20 protein-coding genes and 1 pseudogene are annotated in these 21,386 nt (G+C 72.0%); 12 read left to right on the top strand and 9 right to left on the bottom strand.

What is annotated here, in order from left to right; all coding sequences use genetic code 11:
• Window positions 1–6 precede the first annotated feature (6 nt).
• Entirely contained in the window at window positions 7–1,101 is a 1,095-nt protein-coding gene (locus tag AB0E96_RS02030) for an NlpC/P60 family protein (RefSeq protein ID WP_359817380.1), read from the bottom strand.
• A gap of 364 nt (window positions 1,102–1,465) precedes the next feature.
• On the opposite strand from AB0E96_RS02030, the gene mutA reads away from it, so the two are divergent.
• From mutA to meaB, 3 genes are read left to right on the top strand one after another with little or no spacing between them, the layout of a single operon-like run.
• Window positions 1,466–3,334: a methylmalonyl-CoA mutase small subunit gene (mutA, locus tag AB0E96_RS02035; protein ID WP_359817382.1), complete on the top strand. Its 1,869-nt coding sequence runs from the start codon at window positions 1,466–1,468 to the stop codon at window positions 3,332–3,334.
• Entirely contained in the window at window positions 3,331–5,568 is a 2,238-nt protein-coding gene (scpA, locus tag AB0E96_RS02040) for a methylmalonyl-CoA mutase (protein ID WP_359817384.1), read from the top strand. The genes mutA and scpA overlap by 4 nt, the downstream gene beginning before the upstream one ends.
• 12 nt (window positions 5,569–5,580) lie before the next feature.
• Window positions 5,581–6,567 carry a methylmalonyl Co-A mutase-associated GTPase MeaB gene (meaB, locus tag AB0E96_RS02045; protein ID WP_359817385.1) on the top strand — a complete coding sequence of 329 codons (987 nt, stop codon included), beginning with the start codon at window positions 5,581–5,583 and terminating at the stop codon, window positions 6,565–6,567.
• Between the two features lie 71 nt (window positions 6,568–6,638).
• Here the strand turns inward: meaB and AB0E96_RS02050 are convergent.
• Window positions 6,639–6,959 (bottom strand): annotated as a pseudogene (locus AB0E96_RS02050) (ATP-binding protein); the annotation flags it as partial.
• Window positions 6,960–7,069: 110 nt separating this feature from the next.
• On the opposite strand from AB0E96_RS02050, the gene AB0E96_RS02055 reads away from it, so the two are divergent.
• From AB0E96_RS02055 to AB0E96_RS02085, 7 genes are all read left to right on the top strand, one after another.
• A complete protein-coding gene (locus AB0E96_RS02055; protein WP_359817387.1) occupies window positions 7,070–7,396 on the top strand; it encodes an antibiotic biosynthesis monooxygenase in 327 nt (108 codons plus the stop codon).
• Window positions 7,393–8,631, top strand: a complete 1,239-nt coding sequence (locus tag AB0E96_RS02060) for a helix-turn-helix transcriptional regulator (RefSeq protein WP_359817389.1) — start codon at window positions 7,393–7,395, stop codon at window positions 8,629–8,631. The genes AB0E96_RS02055 and AB0E96_RS02060 overlap by 4 nt, the downstream gene beginning before the upstream one ends.
• Window positions 8,632–8,795: 164 nt before the next feature.
• Complete coding sequence (locus AB0E96_RS02065) at window positions 8,796–8,996, top strand: hypothetical protein (protein ID WP_359817391.1); 201 nt, start codon at window positions 8,796–8,798, stop codon at window positions 8,994–8,996.
• 2 nt (window positions 8,997–8,998) lie between these two features.
• Entirely contained in the window at window positions 8,999–9,535 is a 537-nt protein-coding gene (locus AB0E96_RS02070; protein ID WP_359817393.1) for a DUF6879 family protein, read from the top strand.
• Window positions 9,532–10,368, top strand: a complete 837-nt coding sequence (locus tag AB0E96_RS02075; protein ID WP_359817395.1) for a helix-turn-helix transcriptional regulator — start codon at window positions 9,532–9,534, stop codon at window positions 10,366–10,368. The genes AB0E96_RS02070 and AB0E96_RS02075 overlap by 4 nt, the downstream gene beginning before the upstream one ends.
• A 264-nt stretch (window positions 10,369–10,632) precedes the next feature.
• Window positions 10,633–10,806: a hypothetical protein gene (locus tag AB0E96_RS02080; protein ID WP_359817397.1), complete on the top strand. Its 174-nt coding sequence runs from the start codon at window positions 10,633–10,635 to the stop codon at window positions 10,804–10,806.
• A gap of 173 nt (window positions 10,807–10,979) precedes the next feature.
• Window positions 10,980–11,993, top strand: a complete 1,014-nt coding sequence (locus tag AB0E96_RS02085; protein WP_359817439.1) for a methyltransferase domain-containing protein — start codon at window positions 10,980–10,982, stop codon at window positions 11,991–11,993.
• Between the two features lie 150 nt (window positions 11,994–12,143).
• On the opposite strand, the gene AB0E96_RS02090 is transcribed toward AB0E96_RS02085, so the two are convergent.
• From AB0E96_RS02090 to AB0E96_RS02110, 5 genes are all read right to left on the bottom strand, one after another.
• Entirely contained in the window at window positions 12,144–12,563 is a 420-nt protein-coding gene (locus tag AB0E96_RS02090) for an SMI1/KNR4 family protein (RefSeq protein WP_359817399.1), read from the bottom strand.
• A gap of 78 nt (window positions 12,564–12,641) precedes the next feature.
• A complete protein-coding gene (locus tag AB0E96_RS02095; RefSeq protein ID WP_359817400.1) occupies window positions 12,642–13,451 on the bottom strand; it encodes an aminoglycoside 3'-phosphotransferase in 810 nt (269 codons plus the stop codon).
• 58 nt (window positions 13,452–13,509) lie between these two features.
• Window positions 13,510–14,031, bottom strand: coding sequence for a hypothetical protein (locus tag AB0E96_RS02100; RefSeq protein ID WP_359817401.1), 522 nt, complete (start codon window positions 14,029–14,031; stop codon window positions 13,510–13,512).
• Window positions 14,032–14,139: 108 nt separating this feature from the next.
• Window positions 14,140–14,964 (bottom strand): phosphoenolpyruvate hydrolase family protein, encoded by an 825-nt coding sequence (locus AB0E96_RS02105; protein ID WP_074002548.1) that lies wholly within the window; start codon window positions 14,962–14,964, stop codon window positions 14,140–14,142.
• A gap of 39 nt (window positions 14,965–15,003) precedes the next feature.
• Entirely contained in the window at window positions 15,004–16,239 is a 1,236-nt protein-coding gene (locus AB0E96_RS02110; protein WP_359817403.1) for a Tm-1-like ATP-binding domain-containing protein, read from the bottom strand.
• A gap of 181 nt (window positions 16,240–16,420) precedes the next feature.
• Here AB0E96_RS02110 and AB0E96_RS02115 point away from each other — a divergent pair, with 181 nt between their 5' ends.
• Window positions 16,421–17,905 carry a PLP-dependent aminotransferase family protein gene (locus AB0E96_RS02115; protein WP_359817405.1) on the top strand — a complete coding sequence of 495 codons (1,485 nt, stop codon included), beginning with the start codon at window positions 16,421–16,423 and terminating at the stop codon, window positions 17,903–17,905.
• Between the two features lie 114 nt (window positions 17,906–18,019).
• Here the strand turns inward: AB0E96_RS02115 and AB0E96_RS02120 are convergent, their stop codons facing one another.
• Window positions 18,020–19,048 (bottom strand): glycosyltransferase family 2 protein, encoded by a 1,029-nt coding sequence (locus tag AB0E96_RS02120; RefSeq protein ID WP_359817407.1) that lies wholly within the window; start codon window positions 19,046–19,048, stop codon window positions 18,020–18,022.
• Between the two features lie 249 nt (window positions 19,049–19,297).
• Complete coding sequence (locus tag AB0E96_RS02125; protein ID WP_359817409.1) at window positions 19,298–19,900, bottom strand: superoxide dismutase; 603 nt, start codon at window positions 19,898–19,900, stop codon at window positions 19,298–19,300.
• A gap of 163 nt (window positions 19,901–20,063) precedes the next feature.
• On the opposite strand from AB0E96_RS02125, the gene tsaD reads away from it, so the two are divergent.
• Complete coding sequence (gene tsaD, locus AB0E96_RS02130; protein ID WP_359817411.1) at window positions 20,064–21,116, top strand: tRNA (adenosine(37)-N6)-threonylcarbamoyltransferase complex transferase subunit TsaD; 1,053 nt, start codon at window positions 20,064–20,066, stop codon at window positions 21,114–21,116.
• Window positions 21,117–21,386: the final 270 nt, after the last annotated feature.

Consider the following 21,386-nt stretch of genomic DNA (forward strand, 5'->3'; position numbering starts at 1 on the left):
GTACGGTCAGGCCGGGCGGACGGCGCCCATGTAGGGCATCGCGGAGATCGGCAGGACCTCGATGTTCTTGCCCGTGCGCGGGGCGTGGATCATCTTGCCGTCGCCGATGTACAGGCCGACGTGGTGCAGGTCGTTGTAGAAGAAGACCAGGTCACCGGGCTGCAGGCTGGCGCGGTCCACGTGCGGGCCGTCCTTCCACTGTTCCTCGGAGGTCCGGGAGATCGTGACGCCCGCCGCGCGGTAGGCCTGGCTGGTGAGGCCCGAGCAGTCGAAGGAGGCGGGGCCGTTCTTGCCCCAGCCGTACGGCTTGCCGAGCTGGGCCTGGGCGAACGCGATGATGGCGCCGGCCCGGCCGGAGGCCGACGGCACCGGGGCGTTCATGTCCGGGCGGTCGCTGGAGCGGGAGGCCCGGTCCTTGGCGGCGGCCGCGGCCGCGGCGGCCGCCTGCTGGGCCTCGGCCTTGGCCTTCTCGGCGCTCTGCTGGGCGTTGATCTTGGCCCGGTCCTCGGCGCTGAGCTTGTTCAGCATCTCCTGGGCCTGGGCCAGCTTGGTCTGGATGTCCTTCTTCTGCTCCGCCAGCTGGGTGCCCACCTGGTCGAGCGCGGCCAGGGTGGCGGTGGCCTCGGCGCGGTCCTGGTCGAGCTTGCGCTGCTCGTCCTGGGCCTGCTTGAGCAGGTTCGCCTGGGTGTCGGACACCTGGTTCTGCACCGAGGCGCGCTCCAGGTAGGCGGACGGGTCGGAGTCGAGCATCAGCTGGACCGAGGGGTCGATGCCGTTGGTGCGGTACTGGTCGGCGGCGACCACGCCGAGCCGGGTCCGCAGCTCGTTCATCGCCTCCTGGCCGCGGGCGACCTTCTCCTGGATCTGGCCGGCCTCGGCCTGGAGCTTCTGCTGCTTGGCCTGGAAGCCGTTGTGCTTCTCGATCGCCTGCTCGGCATCCTCGTTGAGCTGGTCGACCTGCTCCTTGACGGAGGCGAGGCTCGGGGTCGGCTCGGCGTGGGCGGTACCCGACGCCAGGACGGCACCGCCGGCCGCCATGGCCGTGGTGAGGACTGCCATGCGGGCCCGGCTCGGGGGGCTGGGCTTGCGGCGCTTTCCCATGGCGGTCGCTCTCCTTCGGGGGAATCTGGGGACGCTCCGGACGGGGCCGGGGGACGGCCCGACCGGGGCCGGGGACGGTGAAGGCGGGCAGGACGAGCAACGGGGGGGTACTGCCCCACCCACCTTCTTCGAAGTAACTTAATAGATGAGGGGCCGGGTTCCGCAATCCCCCTGATCATGACGATTTGACGGCATGACGGGACATCGATCGCGTTCCGTGCCATCGGCGTTGACCTCGGACACCCCGCCCCGGCGTTCCTGGCACTCCAGGCCCCCCGAAGTGCTCCGATCCCGGCCGGACCGAGGGCAAGGTCACACGGATTCCCCCTCCTGCGGCCCTGCGAACGAGCGCTAACCTGCGGACATGAAGGTCCCGCCCGAAGGTCTCCCCCTCGCCGCCGAGTTCCCGGCCGCGCACCGAGAGCAGTGGCAGCAGCTCGTCCAGGGCGTGCTGCGCAAGTCCGGCGCCCAGCCCGAGGACGGCCCCGCCGCCGAGCAGGCGCTCACCACCCGGCTCCAGGACGGGCTGAGCGCCCGCCCGCTGTACACCGCCGAGGACACCGCCGTCGACCCGGGCTACCCGGGCTTCCCGCCCTTCGTGCGCGGCGGCCGGCCGCAGGGCTCCGCCGTGGCCGGGTGGGACGTCCGCCAGCGGCACGCCGACCCGGACCGCCGGCGTGCCAACGAGGCCGTGCTCGCCGACCTGGAGCACGGCGTGAGTTCGCTCTGGCTGGAGCTGGGCGACACCGGCCTCCCGGTGGACGCCCTCCCCGAGACGCTCTCCGGGGTCTACCTGGACCTGGCCGCCGTCGTACTCGACGCCGGCGCCGAATTCACCGCCGCCGCCGAGCAGTTGTTCGCACTGTACGAGGAGCGCGAGGTCTCCCCCGGCGCCGCCGTCGGCAACCTCGGCGCCGACCCGCTCGGCCTCCAGGCCCGCACCGGCCTCGCCGAGCGCACCGAGGGACTGCTCGCCGGGGCCACCGCGCTGGCCGCCCGCTGCGCCGCCGGGTACCCCGGCCTGCGGGCACTCACCGTCGACGCCCTCCCCTACCACGAGGCGGGAGCCTCCCCCGCCCAGGAGCTGGGCTGCTCGCTGGCCGCCGGCGTCGCCTACCTGCGCGCCCTGACCGCCGCCGGACTCCCGCTGGACGACGCGCTCGGCCAGCTGGAGTTCCGCTACGCCGCGGACGCCGACCAGTTCCTCACCATCGCCAAGTTCCGTGCCGCGCGCCGCCTCTGGGCCCGGGTCGCCGAGGCCTCGGGGGCCGGCCCGGCCGCCTCCGCGCAGCACCAGCACGCCGTCACCTCCCGGGTGATGATGACCGCCCGCGACCCGTGGGTGAACATGCTGCGCACCACGGTCGCCTGCCTGGCCGCCGGGGTCGGCGGCGCCGACTCCGTCACCGTGCTGCCCTTCGACAGCGCGCTCGGCCTGCCCGACGCCTTCGCCCGCCGGATCGCCCGCAACACCCAGGCGATCCTGCTGGAGGAGTCCCACCTGGCCCGGGTGATCGACCCGGCCGGCGGCTCCTGGTACGTCGAGCAGCTGGGCGAGGAGCTGGCGCGGGCCGCCTGGGCCTGGTTCCAGGAGATCGAGCGGGCCGGCGGCCTGTCGGCCGCCCTCTCCACCGGACTGGTCGGGGACCGGATCGCCGCGACCTGGTCGGAGCGGTCCGTCCGCCTCGCCAAGCGGCGCGAACCCGTCACCGGCGTCAGCGAGTTCCCGCACCTGGACGAGCAGCCGCTGGTCCGTGAGCCGGCCCCGGCCGGGCTCGGCGGCGGGCTCCCGCGGGTGCGCCGCGCCGAGGCCTACGAGGCGCTGCGGGACCGCTCGGACGCCCACGCCGCCGCGCACGGCGCCCGCCCGGGCCTCTTCCTCGCCTCGATCGGCACCGCCTCCGCGCACACCGCGCGCACCACCTTCGCCGCCAACCTGTTCCAGGCCGGCGGCATCGCGACGGTGCCGGCCGAGTCCGTCGACCCGGCGGCCTTCGCCGAGGCCTTCCGGGCCTCCGGCGCCACCGTCGCCTGCCTGTGCTCCAGCGACGCCCTGTACGCCGAGCACGCCGCACCCGTCACCGAGGCCCTCAAGGCGGCCGGCGCCGAGCGGGTTCTGCTGGCCGGGCGGCTCGGCGAACTGCCCGCAGGAGTGGACGAGTTCATCTACGCGGGAGTCGACGCGATCGCCGTCCTGACCTCCCTGCTGGACCAGATCGGAGCGGCTCGATGATCCCCGACTTCACCGGAATCGAGCTGGACGGCGGCGCCGGCGGCGCCACCGTCAACTCAGGCACCTCAGGCACCTCAGGCGTCACCGAGGACCAGTGGCAGGCCGCCTGGCGCCGGTCCACCGGCAAGGACGTCGACGAACTGCTCTGGGACACCCCCGAGGGCATCGGCGTCAAGCCGCTGTACACCGGCGCCGACCTGGCCGGCCTGGACTTCCTGGAGACCTACCCGGGCGTCGCCCCGTACCTGCGCGGGCCCTACCCGACCATGTACGTCAACCAGCCCTGGACCGTCCGCCAGTACGCGGGCTTCTCCACCGCCGAGGAGTCCAACGCCTTCTACCGCCGCAACCTCGCGGCCGGCCAGAAGGGCCTGTCCGTCGCCTTCGACCTGCCGACCCACCGCGGCTACGACAGCGACCACCCGAGGGTCACCGGCGACGTCGGCATGGCGGGCGTCGCCATCGACTCGATCTACGACATGCGCCAGCTGTTCGACGGCATCCCGCTGGACAAGATGTCGGTGTCGATGACCATGAACGGCGCCGTGCTGCCGGTCCTCGCGCTCTACATCGTCGCGGCCGAGGAACAGGGCGTACCGCCCGAGAAGCTCGCGGGGACCATCCAGAACGACATCCTCAAGGAGTTCATGGTCCGCAACACCTACATCTACCCGCCGCAGCCGTCGATGCGGATCATCTCGGACATCTTCGCGTACACCTCGCAGAAGATGCCCCGGTACAACTCGATCTCCATCTCCGGCTACCACATCCAGGAGGCCGGTGCGACGGCCGACCTGGAACTGGCCTACACCCTGGCCGACGGGGTGGAGTACCTGCGCGCGGGCCTCGACGTGGGGCTGGACGTGGACGCCTTCGCGCCGCGGCTGTCGTTCTTCTGGGCGATCGGCATGAACTTCTTCATGGAGGTCGCCAAGCTGCGCGCCGCCCGGCTGCTGTGGGCCAAGCTGGTCAAGCAGTTCGACCCGAAGAACCCCAAGTCCCTCTCGCTGCGCACCCATTCGCAGACCTCCGGCTGGTCGCTCACCGCCCAGGACGTGTTCAACAACGTCACCCGTACCTGTGTGGAGGCGATGGCCGCGACCCAGGGCCACACCCAGTCGCTGCACACCAACGCCCTGGACGAGGCGCTCGCCCTGCCCACCGACTTCTCCGCCCGGATCGCCCGCAACACCCAGCTGCTGCTCCAGCAGGAGTCGGGCACCTGCCGGGTCATCGACCCGTGGGGCGGCTCGGCGTACGTCGAGAAGCTGACGCACGACCTGGCCCGCCGCGCCTGGGAGCACATCCAGGAGGTCGAGGCGGCCGGCGGCATGGCCAAGGCCATCGACGCGGGCATCCCCAAGCTGCGCGTCGAGGAGGCCGCCGCCCGCACCCAGGCGCGGATCGACTCCGGCCGCCAGCCGGTGATCGGCGTCAACAAGTACCGGGTGGACAGCGACGAGCAGATCGACGTGCTCAAGGTCGACAACAGCTCCGTGCGGGCACGGCAGATCGAGAAGCTGCGCCGACTGCGCGAGGAGCGCGACGAGACCGCGTGCCGGGACGCCCTGAACGCGCTGACCCGGGCCGCCGAGGCCGGCCCGCAGCGCGGCGGTTCGCTGGACGGCAACCTGCTGCACCTGGCCGTCAACGCGGCCCGGGCCAAGGCCACCGTCGGCGAGATCTCCGACGCCCTGGAGAAGGTGTACGGCCGCCACTCCGGCCAGATCCGTACCATCTCGGGTGTGTACCGAGACGAAGCGGGCCCGTCGGCCCCCCTCCAGCGCACCCGCGACCTGGTCGAGCGGTTCGAGCGGGCCGAGGGCCGCCGGCCGCGCATCCTGGTCGCCAAGATGGGCCAGGACGGCCACGACCGCGGCCAGAAGGTCATCGCCACCGCCTTCGCCGACCTCGGCTTCACGGTGGACGTCGGCCCGCTGTTCCAGACCCCGGCCGAGGTCGCCCGCCAGGCCGTCGAGGCGGACGTGCACATCGTCGGCGTCTCCTCGCTGGCCGCCGGCCACCTGACGCTGGTGCCCGCGCTGCGCGCCGAACTCGCCGAGGCCGGACGGGAGGACATCACCATCGTGGTCGGCGGCGTCATCCCGCCGCAGGACTTCGATGCCCTGTACGAGGCCGGCGCGGCGGCGGTCTTCCCGCCGGGGACGGTCATCCCGGAGGCGGCGTACGACCTGCTGAAGTCCCTGGCGGCCGATCTCGGCCACGAGCTGTGATCGACTGATCGCATGCCTCCGCGGACGATCGACCTCGACAGCTATGTGACGGGCGTACTGGACGGCTCGCGCGCCTGGATCGCGCGCGCCGTCACCCTCGTCGAGTCCACCCGGCCCGACCACCGCGCGCTCGCGCAGCAGCTGCTCCAGCGGCTGCTGCCGCACGCGGGCGGGGCCGTCCGGGTCGGCATCACGGGGGTGCCCGGCGTCGGCAAGTCGACCTTCATCGACACCTTCGGGACGATGCTCACCGGCCAGGGCCACCGGGTCGCGGTCCTCGCCGTCGACCCGACGTCGAGCCGGACGGGCGGCTCCATCCTGGGCGACAAGACCCGGATGGAACGGCTCGCCGTCGACCCCGCCGCCTTCGTCCGGCCGTCCCCGACCTCGGGGACGCTCGGCGGGGTCGCCAAGGCCACCCGGGAATCCATGGTGGTGATGGAGGCCGCCGGCTACGACGTGGTGCTCATCGAGACGGTGGGCGTCGGCCAGTCCGAGACGGCCGTGGCGGGGATGGTGGACACCTTCCTGCTACTCAGCCTGGCGCGGACCGGCGACCAGCTCCAGGGCATCAAGAAGGGCGTCCTGGAACTGGCGGACGTCATCGCCGTCAACAAGGCGGACGGCCCGCACGAGACCGACGCCAAGGCGGCGGCGCGCGAACTCGCGGGCGCACTGCGACTGTTGCAGGCACCCGACGCGGCCTGGACCCCGCCGGTGCTGACCTGCAGCGGGCGCGACGGGGCGGGCTTGGACGTGCTGTGGGAGCGGCTGCGGCAGCACCGCAAGGTCCTCGACGCCACGGGCGCGCTGGCGGCGAAGCGCCGCGACCAGCAGGTCGAGTGGACCTGGTCCATGGTCCACGACCAGCTCTACGCCCGCCTCCACGAGAACCCTGAAGTACGCCGTCTGACACCGGAGTTGGAATCCCAGGTCCGCGCCGGCACCCTCCCTGCGGGGCTGGCGGCCCAGCAGATCCTGGACGCCTTCTTCGCCTGACCTGGCCCTCGCAGACCGAGCGCCGTGCCCCACCCCCGCGTGGGGCGCGGCGCTTCGCTGGTTTCGGGAAACTCGAACCACACCACCTTGCCCACCTTCACCGGGTACCACCCCCACGCATCCGCCAGCGCCTCCACGAGCAGCAGGCCGCGCCCGCTGGTCGCCTTCTCGTCGCAGTCCTTGACCTGCGGCTCCGCCCCTCGGTCAGCCACCTCCACCCGCACCCGCCCGCTGCGCCAGCGGACGGAGACGACGCATCGCTCCCCCGTGTGCACCAGCGCGTTGGCGATCACCTCGCTCGCACACAACTCCAGCTCCTCCATCGCGCCAGATGGACAGTGGCTACCGGCAGGCGGCAGCGAAAGGGACGCCAATCCATGACTCTTCGCCACTGTGACAACACAGAACGTAGTCGCAGAAAAACTGCGAGTCAAGAATTTCTGCGACTGACAACTCTATCGCTGCGCCGTGCGAGACTCATGCGATCCAGGAAGGGAGACCCATGGGATTCGGCCTTGTTGTGCGCTTCGTTGCCCGAGACGCTGCGGCGGCCCACGCCTTCGACGAGCTGGCAGACCAAGCGCTGGACGGCATCCGAGCCAAGGAGCCCGGCACTCTCGTCTACGTCAACCACGCCGTACCGAACGAGCCCCACGTTCGGATCTTCTACGAGCTGTACGCGGACCGTGAGGCCTTCGAAGAGCACGAGCGCCAGCCTCACATCCGCCGATTCCTGGCCGAACGCGCCCAGTACCTTGAATCGTTCGAGGTCACGTTCCTGAACGAGATCGCCGGCAAGGGCGCGTCCACCGACAGGGCCGCCCGTTGAGTCCGGAAGAACGGCGCGCCTTCGGAGCTCGGGTCGCCCAGCTCCGCAAGAGCCGCGGAATGAGGCAGGACCAGCTTGCCGCCGCCATCAATCGGACGGCCAGTTGGGTATCGCAGGTCGAACGAGGCGTCCAACCAGTGGTCCGCCTCGACGTACTTCAGATGCTGGCGGACGGCCTCGGCGTGTCCGTCCAAGCCCTGCGCCCTGATGCTCCGGCGGCGTCCACCAGCTCTTCATCCACAGCCCCGGATCAGTCCAACGACCTTGACCTGGCCCGGCTTTCGCTCTCAGGACACCCCGCTCTCGACGCTCTGCTCGCCGAGCAACCTCGATCCGGCGCACCCGACATGGCCGAGTTGACCGCCGACGTCGAGCGGCTCTGGCAGCTGACGCACAGTGCTCGGTTCGCCGAGCTGAGCGCAGCCATCACAGAAGTGCTACCGCGCCTGGAAGGGGCGGCACGTGTCGCTGATGGCGGGAGCGTCGAGATCCATCTGCTACTCAGCCAGGCATACCAGGCGGTCGCAGCAGCCTTCGTCCGCCAGGACGAGGCCGATGCGGCATGGGTAGCCGCCGATCGGGCGATCCGATCTGCCGAGCAATCCGGGCAACCACTGCACGTCTTCGCCGGCATCTACCGACTGGCCCATGTCTTCGTCCGGCTACGGCGGCTGGACCAGGCGGACCACACAGCCGGGAACGCCGTAGCCGCCCTTCGGGCACACCTCCCAGTGACCGACCCGCCGCCGGAAGCACTTTCGGTTCTCGGGTCGCTGCATCTGATCCTCGCGTTGGCCGCCGCCCGCAGCGGCCAACGCGAGCAGGCACGGAAGGAGATCGGCAACGCCCGAGAGGTCGCCGGGCAACTCGGCGAGGACCGGAACGACTTCAACCTCGAATTCGGCCCGACGAACGTCGAGATCCATGCCGTCTCGACGGCGGTCGATCTCGGCGACGCAGGCGAGGCACTGGATGTGGGCCTGCGAATCGACCCCGGGCGCCTCTCTCCCGAGCGGAGGTCCAGACTCCTGATCGACCTCGGACGAGCACACGCTCAGCGACGCCACCTCGGCGACGCCATCGACTGCCTCCTCCGCGCCGAGGAACTGGCACCCGAAAGCATCCGAACCCACGGAGCGGCCCGAGCAACGATCCGTGAACTCATCCTCATCGCCGGCCGGAGCGCGCCATCGGAACTGGTGAAACTGGCCAAGCGGGCGAACGCCACGGCGTGACGGGTCGCACAATGGATGTTGTCGGATTGCAAGCTGTGACACTTCACCACTCCGGTTTCCACGACGCTTCCTTCACTCCTCAGCCTGAGTTCTTTCCGAACCGTCCCACGAACCGACCGCCTGACTGCATTCTGGTTTCCCAGCAGACGAGAAGGAGTCCACTGATGAAACTCACGTTCCTCGGCAGCAGTAGCGAAGACGGAAAGTGCCCGACTCTCTACGAGACCGAGACGGGCGACATCGTCGTCCAGGGCCACCGTCTCACCGACCCCGAGGCCCTCGCCCAACTTCGTGATGTCCTGCCGGGTGAGACCTTCGTCGTCGTTCCTCGTGACCTCCTCATCCGCTATTCCCCCAAGGACTGAGCATGGCCTACATCAGCGATGACCGGTTCGACCACTTCTTCGACGAAGGGTTCACCCGCTCCGCTTGGCGCCTGGAGAGCCGCCGCGGCTACGCCTCGGATCGACAGGGTCTCGGCTTTCAGCGATGGGCCCGTGGCGAGGATCCGCAGACGGACCCGCACCGGCCCTGGTGTCGTAACATCACGGCTCAGGTCGCGGCCGGGAAGCGTGTCGAGCGGGTCCGGGTCGCGGACCTCCCGATGACCGACGGACAGGCGTACCTGCTCGCCGTCGGATGGGCCAACGTCCAGGCAGGCGAGGACATTCGGCACCTGCCGCGTGCCACGGCGCGACAGCTCGACCTGCCCGAGCGTGACTTCTGGCTGTTCGACTCCACGTCGCTGCTGGAGATGCACTTCGACGCGGGTGACAACTACCTCGGGGCCGAACTGATCGAAAGCCCCGAGGCAGTTCTGGAGGCATGCCGGATCCGGGATCGGTCCTGGCATTCTGCCGTCCCCCGCGCGGACTTCACCCAGCAGGTTCCGCCCCGGGCGTGAGCGACTTCCAGCGGGCTCGTGAGGCGCTCGGCGCGCGGCTTCATCGGCTGCGCGCCGATGCTGGTCTCACCGGCCGCGAGATGGCGAGCCGACTGGGATGGCCCCACTCGAAGATCAGCAAGCTGGAGAACGGTCGGCAGACTGCCACCACCGCCGACCTGGCCGCATGGGCCGAAGCTACCGGGCGCACGGATCTGTCGGACGCGCTCCGAAGTGACCTCGCGGGTCTGGAGACGCACTACCGCTCGTGGCGCCGTCGCTTGGCCGGCGGCCATCAGCACGTACAGCGTGAGGCCGGCATGGAGGAACGTAGCGCGCATATCGTCCGGGCCTACGAGCCGACTGTCGTACCCGGGCTGCTCCAGACACCCGACTACGCGCGTCACGTCCTACACGCCGCCGCATTGCATCAGTCGCCCAGGGACACGGACGAAGCCCTCCGTGAACGAATGCGTCGGCAAGAACTGCTCTACGAGTCCGGTCGATGCTTCCGCTTCATCGTTTGGGAAGGCGCGCTGCACGCCAGAGTCTGCCCTCCGGACATGCTCCGGTTGCAGCTCGACAGACTCGACGGCCTGATCGGCCTCGACACGGTGAGCATCGCGATCATCCCGTTCTCTGCAACGCTGCCACTTTCGCTCCGTCACGGATTCTGGATCCACGACCGGTCGTTCGTGACCGTTGAGACGATCAACGCCTCACTCCACCTCGACGACCAGGCGGATGTGGCGCTCTATCTCCGGGCATGGGAGCTGTACGAACAGGTGACCGTGACCGGAACGGACGCGCGCCACGTCCTAGCGGCCGCCCGCCATGCGTTGGGTGCAATCTGAGAAGCACCGAGAAGCAGCCCCCGGCGTCCGCGAAACCATGAGAAACACGCACCACGGGCTGGTGAAGTACCCCCTACCGTCCTGTCGTGACAGAGCTCCCGCTCTGGGTCAGCCACCACCGGCACGAGGAACCGAACCATGATCACGCCGTTTTCCAAACCCCCGAGGCCGCCGGCGCCGCCGGGGCCCGGGCCCGACATGCCGGTGAGTGGACAGACCGGCAGCAGCACCACGACGACCACCACGAGCAGGTAGGAGAATCCCATGGGATGGGGCCTCGGCAAGGGCGGCAGCTCCGGCGGCGGCAGCGGTTCCAACGACGGCGGTCAGGGCAAGCACGCCGGCAACAAGGACTTCAACACGAGCAAGTCGACGTCGGACACCTCGTCCGGGTCGAAGACCGGAAAGCACGGCAAGGGCAGCGAGAAGGACAAGTGACGACTCAGTCGAGCGCCCGCGAGCAGGCCGCCGTGCGCGGCCTGCTCCACGCTGTCTCCCGCTTCCTCGGACATGAGCCGGCACCGGAGTGGCGTAAGGCGGCCTACGCGACTCCGCGCCACCGCTTCCTCCCTGCCCGTGTCTGGCTGGGTCCCGTCGGCGACACTCTCGCCCTGTGCGATCGTGAACGCGAGCCCGACCGGTGGTGGGGCGCCGCGTATGCGGACGAACCCGTGGTCACGCAGATCAACGACGGGCAGGATGCGGAGGACCCGTCCGACACCCTCCCATCCTCCTCCGCCTCCGCCCCGTCGATCGTCTTCAGAATGCTCGAACTCCTGGACCTCGCACCGGGAATGAGGGCGTTGGAGATCGGCACCGGAACCGGCTTCAACGCCGCCCTCCTCTCCCACCGGCTGGGCGACACCAACGTGACCACGATCGAGCTCGACCCCGCCGTGGTCGAGCTCGCCCGGTCCAACCTCAAGGCCAATGGCTACGCCCCCACCGTCGTCCACGGTGACGGCAGCGTGGGATGGAGCGTTCAAGGCCCCTACGACCGCGTGATGGCGACGTGTTCTGTCAAACGAGTCCCCTACGACTGGGTCCGTCAGACCAGGCCCGGTGGAGTGGTTCTCACCCCGTGGGAAAACCCTTGGATCTGCGGTGGCCTGCTCCGCCTCACCGTCGGCGACGACGGGACCGCCACCGGCCGCTACACCCCCGACAGCGCCTTCATGCTGATGCGCACCCAACGCCTCGGCCTCCGGCTCTTCCGGGACGTCGTCATGGACGAGCACGTGCCGACGGAATCCACGACCGCCCTCGACCCGTGGGCCGTCGCCGATTCCGCCTTCGAGACCCAGTTCGCCCTCGGCCACCGCCTCGGCGACCTCTGGTACGCCTGGCACCACGGGCCCGAAGTCGAGGGCGTGGTGACCCGCCTCTGGGTGGCAACGACCGACGGCGGCTCCTGGGCGGCCGTCGACTGGGACGGCACCGAGAACACCGAGCGCTACACGGTATGGCAGCACGGCCCGCGCCAGGTGTGGAAGGAAGTCGAGGCCGCTCACCGCTGGTGGCTCGACAACGACCGCCCCGGGCCGGACCGGTTCGGCTTGACCGTCACGCCCGAGGGGCACACCGCCTGGCTCGACCATCCGGCGAACGGGTGGCCCTTGCGGTAGGACCGCACCCGCTCCCGGGCACACCCTTCTCGCCCCCTCGGCGCTGGGTTCCGGAACAGCCGGTGCCTCTTGAGCGCGTCCGGCTGCGGTGGCAGCCGGACGCGCCCGCCGCATCGCTCGACCACGGCCGGTCGTTCCCTGAGGCAACCGTCACCGGTATGAGGCCCACAGCGTCCCGCGGATGAAAGCGGCGAAGGAGGGCGCGCCCTCGTGCACGCCGTCGTGGCCTTCGGCGACCTCGTACGTCCTCCCGTCCTTCTCGGCCGGGCCGATGAAGGAGTAGATGTAGCCCTGGTGGCCCATGAACACGACGCAGCCGTCGAGCGACTCCCGCGGAGCCGCCTCCTCCAGGATCTCCCGGGCGTACTCCTTGATTCCCAGGAGCTCCGGGAACGCGTACGTCTCCCCGCGCAGCGGGTGGAATCCGCCGCCGCCGGCGAGTTCCAGGAACTCCCGGTAGTCATCGGGGAGGGGGACTCCCTGGTCCTGCTCGACCAAGGAGATCTGCTCCCGAGTCAGGCCGGTCGCCCCGTCGAGGGATCCCGGGAACGCTCTCAGGATGTCGGACATCACGCCCACGTGTCGCGCACCTCACATCATCGCGGAATCGACTGTCAAAGACCGGCTGCCGCCTGGCGGTCTCGGCGCTCAGTCCGTCAGTTCCCACAGCAGCCGGTAGTAGGCGGTCCGCTCCGGGTCGGGGGCGATGCCGTAGGCGTCGAGCAGGGGCTTCTCCCAGCCCGGGCCGTAGTTCCACTGGGTGCTCCAGGTGGCGATGGCGAGGTCGGCCCAGCGGTCGGCGAGGCCGAGGGTGCCGAGGTCGACGTGGCCGGTGGGGGTGCCGTCGTCGCCGATCAGGGTGTTGGGGGCGCAGGCGTCGCCGTGGCAGACGACGAGGCGGTCGATCGGGGGGATGTCGGCGAGGGCGGCCAGGGCGCGTTCGACGGTGCCGTGGTGGCGTAGTTCCTCCGGCCAGTCGGCCGGGTCGGTGCGGCCCGCTTCCGCCTTGGCCCGGGCGTTCGTCAGGCGTGCTTCGGCGGACCAGTCGAAGGGGCAGTCCGCGACGGGCAGTGCGTCATGGAGCGCCCGCAGGCCGGCGCCGATGGCGCGGACGGCGGTGGCGGGGTCGCGCTTCCAGTGCTCGTCCACTGCCGACCGGCCGGGCAGGCCCTGGGTGACGAGCCAGGATCCGGTTTCGTCGGCGCCTTCGGCGACGACCGGTGGCACCACGGCGAACCTCGAGGCCCAGCGCAGGCGGACCGCCTCCGCCGCGAGATCGATACCGGTGCCGCTGCCGGCCGGCGTCCACTTCACGAACTGCCGGGTGTCGCCGTGGCCGAGCTGGAAGGTCAGTCCGCCGAGTTCGTTCTCCCAGACGGCCCGTACCGGCCGTCCGGCCGCGAGCTCGGTGACGACGGGTGGCGGCTGGACGGGGCCCTGTGGCGCGGCGGCGATCATCCGTCCATTCTGACCGGGGCGGGCGGCACCCTGCCAACCGTTTTGCGGGGTTCCGCCGCTACCAGGCGGCGGCCCGGAGGACGTCCTGGGCGATGTCCTCGACCGACCGGTCGTCCGTCGGGACGCGGACCGTGCCGGCCGGTGCCCGTTCGTCCAGGTGCCGCGCCATGAACAGGCTCCGCTCGATGTGGGCGGCCAGTTGGGAGCCGGTCTCGCGCTGGGCGAGCCGCCGTCGTACGGTCTCCTTCCGCGCCGTGAGCAGGACGCAGATGGCCCGGACCGGACCGCCGCCCATGGCGCGGCCGATCATCGGCGCTTCGAGGATGCTCACGGTGTTGGTGTAGACGAGGCGGCGCTGTCCGAGGGCGGCGTAGTTCGCCCAGACGGCGGCGATGTTCCGTTCGGTGATCGCCGTGCGGTGGGGGTCGCCGTCGGGGGCGGGGTGGATCTGGTCCATGAAGTCCCCCTCGATGAGGCAGTGCGCCGTGTCGCGCGCCCGCAGCACCTCCGAGACCTCGAAGCCGACGGTCGACTTCCCGACGCCCGATCCGCCGCCGAGGAGCAGGAGTTCGTAGCTCATGGCAGGCCAGCATGGCAGGGTCGGGCCGCGCCGGCATCGGGTTTTCCGACGGCTGGGGAGGGCGCGGCGGCGCCCCCGTCCGTGAGGGTGCCGCCGTCCCGCCCGTGCTCAGCCCAGCGGCAGGGACTTGAACGCGCGGGCCTGCTCCGTGATGGCGCGTTCGGTGGGCAGCCGCTCCATCGAGGAGGCGCCGAAGAACCCGGCGATCCCCGTGGTGTGCTCCAGAACGTAACGGGCGTCCTCGGGTTCAGCGATCGGGCCGCCGTGGCAGAGCACGATGATCTCCGGGTTGACCCGCTTGGCGGCGTCGTGCATCTCCTGCACGGCGGCCGCCGCCTGGTCGAGGGTGAGCGCGGTGGCCGCGCCGATGGAGCCCTTGGTGGTGAGCCCGACGTGCGGGACGAGCACGTCCGCGCCGGCCCGGGCCATGTCGGCGGCCTGCTCCGGGTCGAACACGTAGGGGGCGGTGAGCAGTTCGCGCTCGTGGGCCTGGCGGATCATGTCGACCTCCAGCCCGAAGCCCATCCCGGTCTCCTCCAGGTTCGCTCGGAACGTGCCGTCGATCAGTCCGACCGTCGGGAAGTTCTGCACCCCGGTGAAGCCGACGGCCTTCAGCTGGTCCAGGAAGTTGCCCATGATCCGGAACGGGTCGGTGCCGCACACCCCGGCGAGCACCGGCACCTCGCGGACCACCGGCAGCACCTCCCCCGCCATCTCCAGCACGATGGCGTTGGCGTCGCCGTACGGCATCAGGCCCGCCAGCGAGCCGCGGCCGGCCATCCGGTAGCGGCCCGAGTTGTAGATGATCAGCAGGTCGACGCCGCCGGCCTCCGCGCACTTGGCGGACAGGCCGGTGCCGGCGCCGGCCCCGATGACCGGCTTCCCGGCGGTGATCTGCGCGGTCAGGCGGGCCAGGGCTTCGGTGCGGTTCACGGTGGGCTCCTCGTTCAGTGGGGGGGTAACGGCAACGGGTCAGGCGTGCGCGGTGATCAGCTGGTGCAGCCGGTCGGCGGCCGCGACGGCGAAGGCCGGGTCGTTCAGGTGGGCGTCCAGCTCGCGCAGTTCGACCGGTCCGCCGGCCAGCGCCGAGCGCAGCGCCGCCAGACCGGCCCGGTCGGCCTCCGGGTCGTGGAACGGCCCGCCCGGCGCGTCCACGGCGGACACCCCGCCGAGCGGCCAGAGCACCGTCACCGGGCCGCGCGCCGCGTCGAGCTTGCGCCCGAGGTCGGCGCCGACGGCGGACATCTCCTCGGCGGTGGTGCGCATCAGGGTCACGGTGGGGTTGTGGACCAGCAGCCGGCGCCCGGCGAAGCGCTCCGGGACGGTCTCCCGGGGGCCGAAGTTGACCATGTCCAGCGCGCCCGGCGCGACCACCTGGGGGATGCCGGCCCGCCCGGCCGCGGTCAGCCGGTCGGGCCCGGCGCTGAGCACGCCGCCGACGAGTTCGTCCGCGAGTTCGGTGGTGGTCAGGTCCAGGACGCCGGCCAGGAATCCGCCCGCGGCCAGCTTCTCCAGCGCCCGGCCGCCGACCCCGGTGGCGTGGAACACCAGGACCTCGTAGCCGAGTTCGTCCAGGCGCTCGCGGGCGGCGTCGACCGCGGGCGTGGTCACGCCGAACATGCTGGCGCCGACCAGCGGGCGGCCGTGCGGCCGCGGGGCGGCCAGCACCCGCTCGTGCCGGACGGCCATGCCCGCGGCGGCCGCCGCCGCGTTCCCGAGGATCAGCGAGGACACCGAGTTGATGCCCGCGACGTCCACCACGCTGTACATCAGGGTGACGTCGCTGCTGCCCACGTACGGTGCCACGTCCCCGCCCGCCATGGTGGACACCAGCAGCTTGGGCACGCCGACCGGCAGCGCCTGCATCGCGCGGGCCGCGATGGACGACCCGCCGCTGCCCGCCACCGCCAGGACGGCGTGCAGCCGACCCGACCGGTACAGCTCGCCGACCAGCCGCTCGGCGCCCTGAGCCATCGCCGTCACGGCCGCCCCGCGGTCGCCCGCGGAGCGCAGCGCCGCCAGGTCGTGTCCGGCGGCACGGGCGACCTCCTCCGGGCCGAGGTCGGCGGCGGGCGTGCCGGGGGGCGGCGGCAGCACGCCGGCGTCGACCATGACCACCTCGCAGCCGTCCTCCCGCAGCCGCTCGGCGAGCCACGCGTACTCCGCGCCCTTGGTGTCCAGTGTCCCGACCAGTACGACGGTCGCCATGTCCCTGCTCCTTTGAACGGACGGTTCCCCGATCATCCGGCGGGGCCTGGGCGGCGGCAAAGACCACTTGCGGGCAAGTGGCCTGCCGTCCGGCCCGGTCACCGGACCGACCACCAGGCCAACCACCGGACAGAGCACCGGACCGGACGGCGGCCCGGGCCACCGGGGCATCATGGACGGCATGGACCGGATCCCCGCCACCCGCCTGTCGCGCCTGCTCACCGGCTGGGCCGCCGACGGTCCGGGGGCCCTGCCGCGGCTGCTCGCGGACGCGCTGCGCGAGCTGGCCGAGCGCGGGGACGTGGCCCCCGGCACCGCGCTGCCCTCCCAGCGGGCGCTGGCCTCGGCCCTCGGGGTCAGCCGCTCCACCGTCACCTCCGCGTACGGGCTGCTGGAGGCGGAGGGGCGGCTGGAGAGCCGGCACGGCAGCGGCTCGCGGCTGCGCGCCTCGGGGGCGGTCGGCGAGCCCGTCGGCGAGGGGCGGCTCGCCAGTTTCGGCACCCGGGACGGCGTCGTCGACCTCTCCAGCGGGGCGCTGGAGGGCCTGCCCGCCGTGGCGGACGCCCTCGACTCGCTGTCCGGCCGGGACCTCTCCGCCGCACTCGCCGGTGACGGCTACCTCCCGTACGGGCTGCCGCGGCTGCGCGAGCTGCTGGCCGAGCAGTACCGCGCGGACGGCCTGCCGACCTCGCCGGACCAGATCCTGGTCACGGCCGGGTCCCAGCAGGCACTCTGGCTGATCACCCAGGGGCTGGTCGAGCCGGGCGACACCGTGGTCGTCGAGGACCCCACCTACCGGGGCGCCCTGGAGGCACTACGCGCCCGGGGCGCACGCCTGGTGCCGCTGCCCGCGTACGGCTCCCGCCCCGGCGCGGCCGGCGCCACCGACGGGCACGAGGACGGGCCCGCCGCCCTGGCCCGGCTGACCGGCCGGATCCGCCCGCGCCTGGTGTACCTCCAGCCGGCCGTGCACAACCCGACCGGACGCGCCATGAGCGCGCCCACCCGACGGGCCTGGGCCGCCGTCCTGGCCGAGCGCGGCCTGTACACCGTCGAGGACAACGCGTACGCGGAGCTGTCCCTGTCCGAGGACGGCGCGCCGCCCCCGCTCGCCGCTCAGCTGCCGGACGGCACGGCCGCGACCATCGGCACCCTCTCCAAGCTCTACTGGGGCGGCCTGCGGCTGGGCTGGATCCGCGCCTCCCGCCCGGTCATCCACCGCCTGGCCGAGCTCCGCAAGTCCGTCGACCTCTCCTGCCCGGTGGTGGAGCAGCTGCTCGCGGTGCGGCTGCTCCAGGGGCTGCCGGAGGCGCGGGCCCGGCGCCGCGCGCAGCTGCGCGAACGCCTCGCCGCGGCCGAGCGGCTGCTCACCGCGCAGGCGCCGCACTGGCGTTGGGAGCGGCCGGCCGGCGGCTCCGCGCTCTGGGTCGAGCTCCCCGGCACCGACGCCGAGGCCACCGCCCAACTGGCCCGCCGGGCCGGGGTCCTGGTGGTGCCCGGGCCCGCCTTCTCCGCCGTCGACGGCTTCCGCAGCCGCCTGCGGCTGCCGTTCGCCGCCCGGCCCGACCAGCATGACCCGTACGACCGGCACGACCCGCAGGACCGGCTGGCCGCCGCCCTGCCCGTCCTCCTGCACAGCGCCGACCGCGCCGGTCCCGTCCGCTGAGCCGCCGTCCCCGCGGAACCGCCGTCCGCCCGTACCTACCGAACCGCCGTCCCGCAGAAGCACTGAACGGCTGAAGCACTGAACCGCCGAACCGCCCGCCCAGCGGTCCCCGGCTCAGCGGCGGAGGGCCTGGCGGGTGCGGCGGGCGAGGCGGTGGGCGCGCTGGACGGCGACGAAGCCGGGCATGGAGTCGGCGAGGGTGAGGCGGTACTTGAGCCGGAGCTGGGGGTTCAGGGCGGCCAGGTGCTCGGGGCCGATGGCCCGCAGGAGGCGGGCGACGTGCTGCTGGTAGGCGGCGCGGTAGGCGCGGTCGCCGTCGGGGACGGTCCAGAAGAACATCGGGATCTCCTCGACCAGGCAGTTGCGGTCGTAGGCGCGCAGGTGGTCGGCGAAGGCGGGTTCGGGGCGGGCGAGCAGCCACTCGCGGACGAGTTCCATCGAGCGGACCCGGTCGACCAGGCCCCGCGGGTCGGTCTTCTTCTGGGTGATGGAGAGGTCGCCGTCCTCGCGGACGCGCCAGTGGTAGATCGGCTCGGCGAGCACGTCGACGCGGTCGGCGAGGAAGTGGTGGGGCACGCTGACCGGGGCGTCCTCGTAGAGGATGCCCTCGGGGTAGAGCAGGCCGGCGCCGTCGAAGAAGGAGCGCCGGTAGACCTTGTTCCAGGCGGTGCGGTCGGTAACCAGGGCGGGCAGTTCGCCGATGTGGGTGCGCAGCCGGGTCTCACGGAACGGGCGGCGGTGGGCGTGGGAGGGGCTGAGGCCGGTGGTGCGCAGCCGCATGGCGTTGCCGGCGGCGAAGTCGGAGCCGGTCCCGTCCAGGGTGTCGATCATCAGCTGGTAGGCGTGCGGCGGGAGGGTGTCGTCGCTGTCGACGAAGGCCAGGTACTCGGTGCCGGGGGTGAGGTGGCGCCAGCCGGTGTTGCGGGCGGCGCCGAGGCCCTGGTTGTCCTGGCGGACCAGCCGGAAGCGCGGGTCCCGGTCGGCGTGGGCCCGGGCGACGGCCGGGCCGTCGTCGGTCGAGCCGTCGTCGACCATGACGCACTCGAAGTCCCGGAAGGTCTGCGCCGCGATGGAGTCCAGGCATTCCCGGAGGTAGCGCTCGACGTTGTAGATCGGGACGACGAGGGAGAGTCGCGGGGCCATCGGGCGCCCTTTCGCTCAGCGGCGGCAGCAGCAGCGGACGGGCCGGACGGCCGTCGCCGGCCGGTCACCGGCAGTGGTCCGAGCGAGCGTAGGGAGCGCGCGCGACCGGCAGGCGAACGGCGGGTGGCGTCCAGCCTGCGGCGGAGTGTAGCAGCGCCGCAGACGTCAACTCCCGCCTCAGGAGCACCCGTTCAGGGGAAGGCCCCGGACCGCCCGACCGGTCCGGGGCCCTGTGTCACCCGATGCGGGTCAGGCGCTCTTGACGGCCGCGAAGCGGTCCGAGACGTCCTGCCAGTTGACGACGTCCCACAGGCGGGTGACGTAGTCCGGGCGGACGTTGCGGTACTGCAGGTAGTAGGCGTGCTCCCAGGCGTCGAAGGCGAGGAGCGGGGTGGTGCCCTGGCCGACGTTGCCGTGGTGGTCGTAGACCTGCTCGACGATCAGGCGCTTGCCGAGCGGCTCCCAGGAGAGGATGCCCCAGCCGGAGCCCTGCACGCCGGTGGTGGCGTTGGTGAGCTGCTTCTTGAAGGCCTCGAAGCTGCCGAAGTGCTCGGTGATGGCGTCGGCCAGCTCGCCGTCGGGGCGGTCGCCGCCCTCGGGCGAGAGGTTCTGCCAGAACAGCGAGTGCAGGACGTGGCCCGACAGGTGGAAGGCGAAGGTCTTCTGCAGGCCGACCAGGCCGCCGAACTGCTCCTTGTCGCGGGCCTCGGCCAGCTGCTCCAGGGTGTCGTTGGCGCCCTTGACGTACGCGGCGTGGTGCTTGGAGTGGTGCAGCTCCAGGATCTCGGCCGACATCGCCCGCTCCAGCGCGGAGTAGTCGTACGGCAGGTCGGGAAGCGAGTAGGTGCCCATCAGGACACGGCCCCTTTCGGCGGGTTGAACGGTGGTGATCGTGCCGGGACAACACTATTGCGTATCAGTTGCAAGAACGAAGCATGGGCTCCTGCTTATTCCTCACGTCTCGTCGGGCACAATGGTCGTCGTTCCGCGTAATGACCGACAAGGGTGAGTGACTGTGACAGGGTCGCCGGTGGTGCTGGGCATCGAGTCCTCCTGCGACGAGACGGGCGCGGGCCTGGTGCGCGACGGCGTGCTGCTCGGGCAGGCGGTCGCCTCCTCGATGGACGAGCACGCCCGCTACGGCGGGGTGGTGCCCGAGATCGCCGCCCGGGCGCACGTGCACGCGATGGCGCCCGTGGTCCAGGAGGCGCTGGACCGGGCCGGGCTCACCCTGGAGGACGTCGGCGCCGTCGCGGTGACCACCGGTCCGGGCCTGGCCGGGGCGCTCCAGGTGGGCGTGGCCGCCGCCAAGGGGTACGCCTTCTCGCTGGGCGTCCCGCTGTACGGCGTGCACCACCTCGCCGGGCACGTCGCCGCGGCCACCCTGGACGGCGGGCCGCTGCCCGATCCCTGCGTGGTGCTCATCGTCTCCGGCGGCCACACCTCGCTGCTGCTGGTCCGCGACCTGGCCCGGGACCCGATCGTCCACCTCGGCGACACCCTGGACGACGCGGCCGGCGAGTGCTTCGACAAGGTCGCCCGGATCCTGGGGCTCCCCTACCCCGGCGGCCCGGCGATCGACCGCGCCGCGCGCACGGGCGACCCGTCGGCCGTCCGGCTGCCGCGTCCGCTGACGGGGCCGCGGGACGACCCGTACGCGTTCTCCTTCTCCGGCCTGAAGACCGCCGCCGCCCGCTGGGTCGAGGCCCGGCGGGAGCCGAACGTGCCGGACGCGGCGGCCGCGTTGCAGGAGGCGATCGCGGACGTGCTGACCCGCAAGGCGGTCCGGGCCTGCGCGGACCACGGGATCGGCACCCTGGTCGTGGTCGGCGGGGTCGCGGCCAACTCCCGGGTGCGGGAACTGGCCGAACAGCGTTGCGCGGCGGCCGGGATCGCTCTGCGGGTGCCGCCGCTGCGGCTGTGCACCGACAACGGCGCGATGGTGGCCGCGGTCGGGGACCTGCTGGTGCGCGCGGGCGCGGAGTCCGCCCCGGCCGACCTCTCGGTGGACCCGTCGGCGCCGCTGGAGTTCGCGGCGCTCACCCCGCGGCCGCTCGTCCGGGCCTGACGCGCCGGCCGCTGACGCGCCGGCCGCTCCCGAACCGGCCCGGGCGGGGACCGGCAGCAGGCGGGCGCGGACGAGGGCCCGGGAGCAGGCCGACTCGGCAACAGGCCGGGGGCGAGCCCGGGGCCGGACCCGAGTCGGGTGAACAGACCCGGCGGACAGGCCCGGTGAACAGGCCCACGAGCCGATCCCGGGCGCCGTTCTGACAACGTTTCGGTCTCGCCGACCGGCAATCCGTTCTCGGGGGCTTCCCTCCGCGTTCAGCGTTGTGCC

The organism is Kitasatospora sp. NPDC036755, assembly GCF_040636595.1.
In the GTDB taxonomy this organism is placed as follows: domain Bacteria; phylum Actinomycetota; class Actinomycetes; order Streptomycetales; family Streptomycetaceae; genus Kitasatospora.

What these genes read in the sequence shown, in the direction of transcription:
- mutA (WP_359817382.1), top strand. Translation starts at nt 1,466, where the DNA reads ATGAAGGTCCCGCCCGAAGGTCTCCCCCTCGCCGCCGAGTTCCCGGCC.
- AB0E96_RS02100 (WP_359817401.1), bottom strand. Translation starts at nt 14,031, where the DNA reads ATGAGCTACGAACTCCTGCTCCTCGGCGGCGGATCGGGCGTCGGGAAG.
- AB0E96_RS02070 (WP_359817393.1), top strand. Translation starts at nt 8,999, where the DNA reads ATGGCCTACATCAGCGATGACCGGTTCGACCACTTCTTCGACGAAGGG.
- scpA (WP_359817384.1), top strand. Translation starts at nt 3,331, where the DNA reads ATGATCCCCGACTTCACCGGAATCGAGCTGGACGGCGGCGCCGGCGGC.
- AB0E96_RS02120 (WP_359817407.1), bottom strand. Translation starts at nt 19,048, where the DNA reads ATGGCCCCGCGACTCTCCCTCGTCGTCCCGATCTACAACGTCGAGCGC.
- meaB (WP_359817385.1), top strand. Translation starts at nt 5,581, where the DNA reads ATGCCTCCGCGGACGATCGACCTCGACAGCTATGTGACGGGCGTACTG.
- AB0E96_RS02095 (WP_359817400.1), bottom strand. Translation starts at nt 13,451, where the DNA reads ATGATCGCCGCCGCGCCACAGGGCCCCGTCCAGCCGCCACCCGTCGTC.
- AB0E96_RS02030 (WP_359817380.1), bottom strand. Translation starts at nt 1,101, where the DNA reads ATGGGAAAGCGCCGCAAGCCCAGCCCCCCGAGCCGGGCCCGCATGGCA.
- AB0E96_RS02125 (WP_359817409.1), bottom strand. Translation starts at nt 19,900, where the DNA reads ATGGGCACCTACTCGCTTCCCGACCTGCCGTACGACTACTCCGCGCTG.
- AB0E96_RS02065 (WP_359817391.1), top strand. Translation starts at nt 8,796, where the DNA reads ATGAAACTCACGTTCCTCGGCAGCAGTAGCGAAGACGGAAAGTGCCCG.
- AB0E96_RS02080 (WP_359817397.1), top strand. Translation starts at nt 10,633, where the DNA reads ATGGGATGGGGCCTCGGCAAGGGCGGCAGCTCCGGCGGCGGCAGCGGT.
- AB0E96_RS02115 (WP_359817405.1), top strand. Translation starts at nt 16,421, where the DNA reads ATGGACCGGATCCCCGCCACCCGCCTGTCGCGCCTGCTCACCGGCTGG.
- AB0E96_RS02090 (WP_359817399.1), bottom strand. Translation starts at nt 12,563, where the DNA reads ATGTCCGACATCCTGAGAGCGTTCCCGGGATCCCTCGACGGGGCGACC.
- AB0E96_RS02055 (WP_359817387.1), top strand. Translation starts at nt 7,070, where the DNA reads ATGGGATTCGGCCTTGTTGTGCGCTTCGTTGCCCGAGACGCTGCGGCG.
- AB0E96_RS02110 (WP_359817403.1), bottom strand. Translation starts at nt 16,239, where the DNA reads ATGGCGACCGTCGTACTGGTCGGGACACTGGACACCAAGGGCGCGGAG.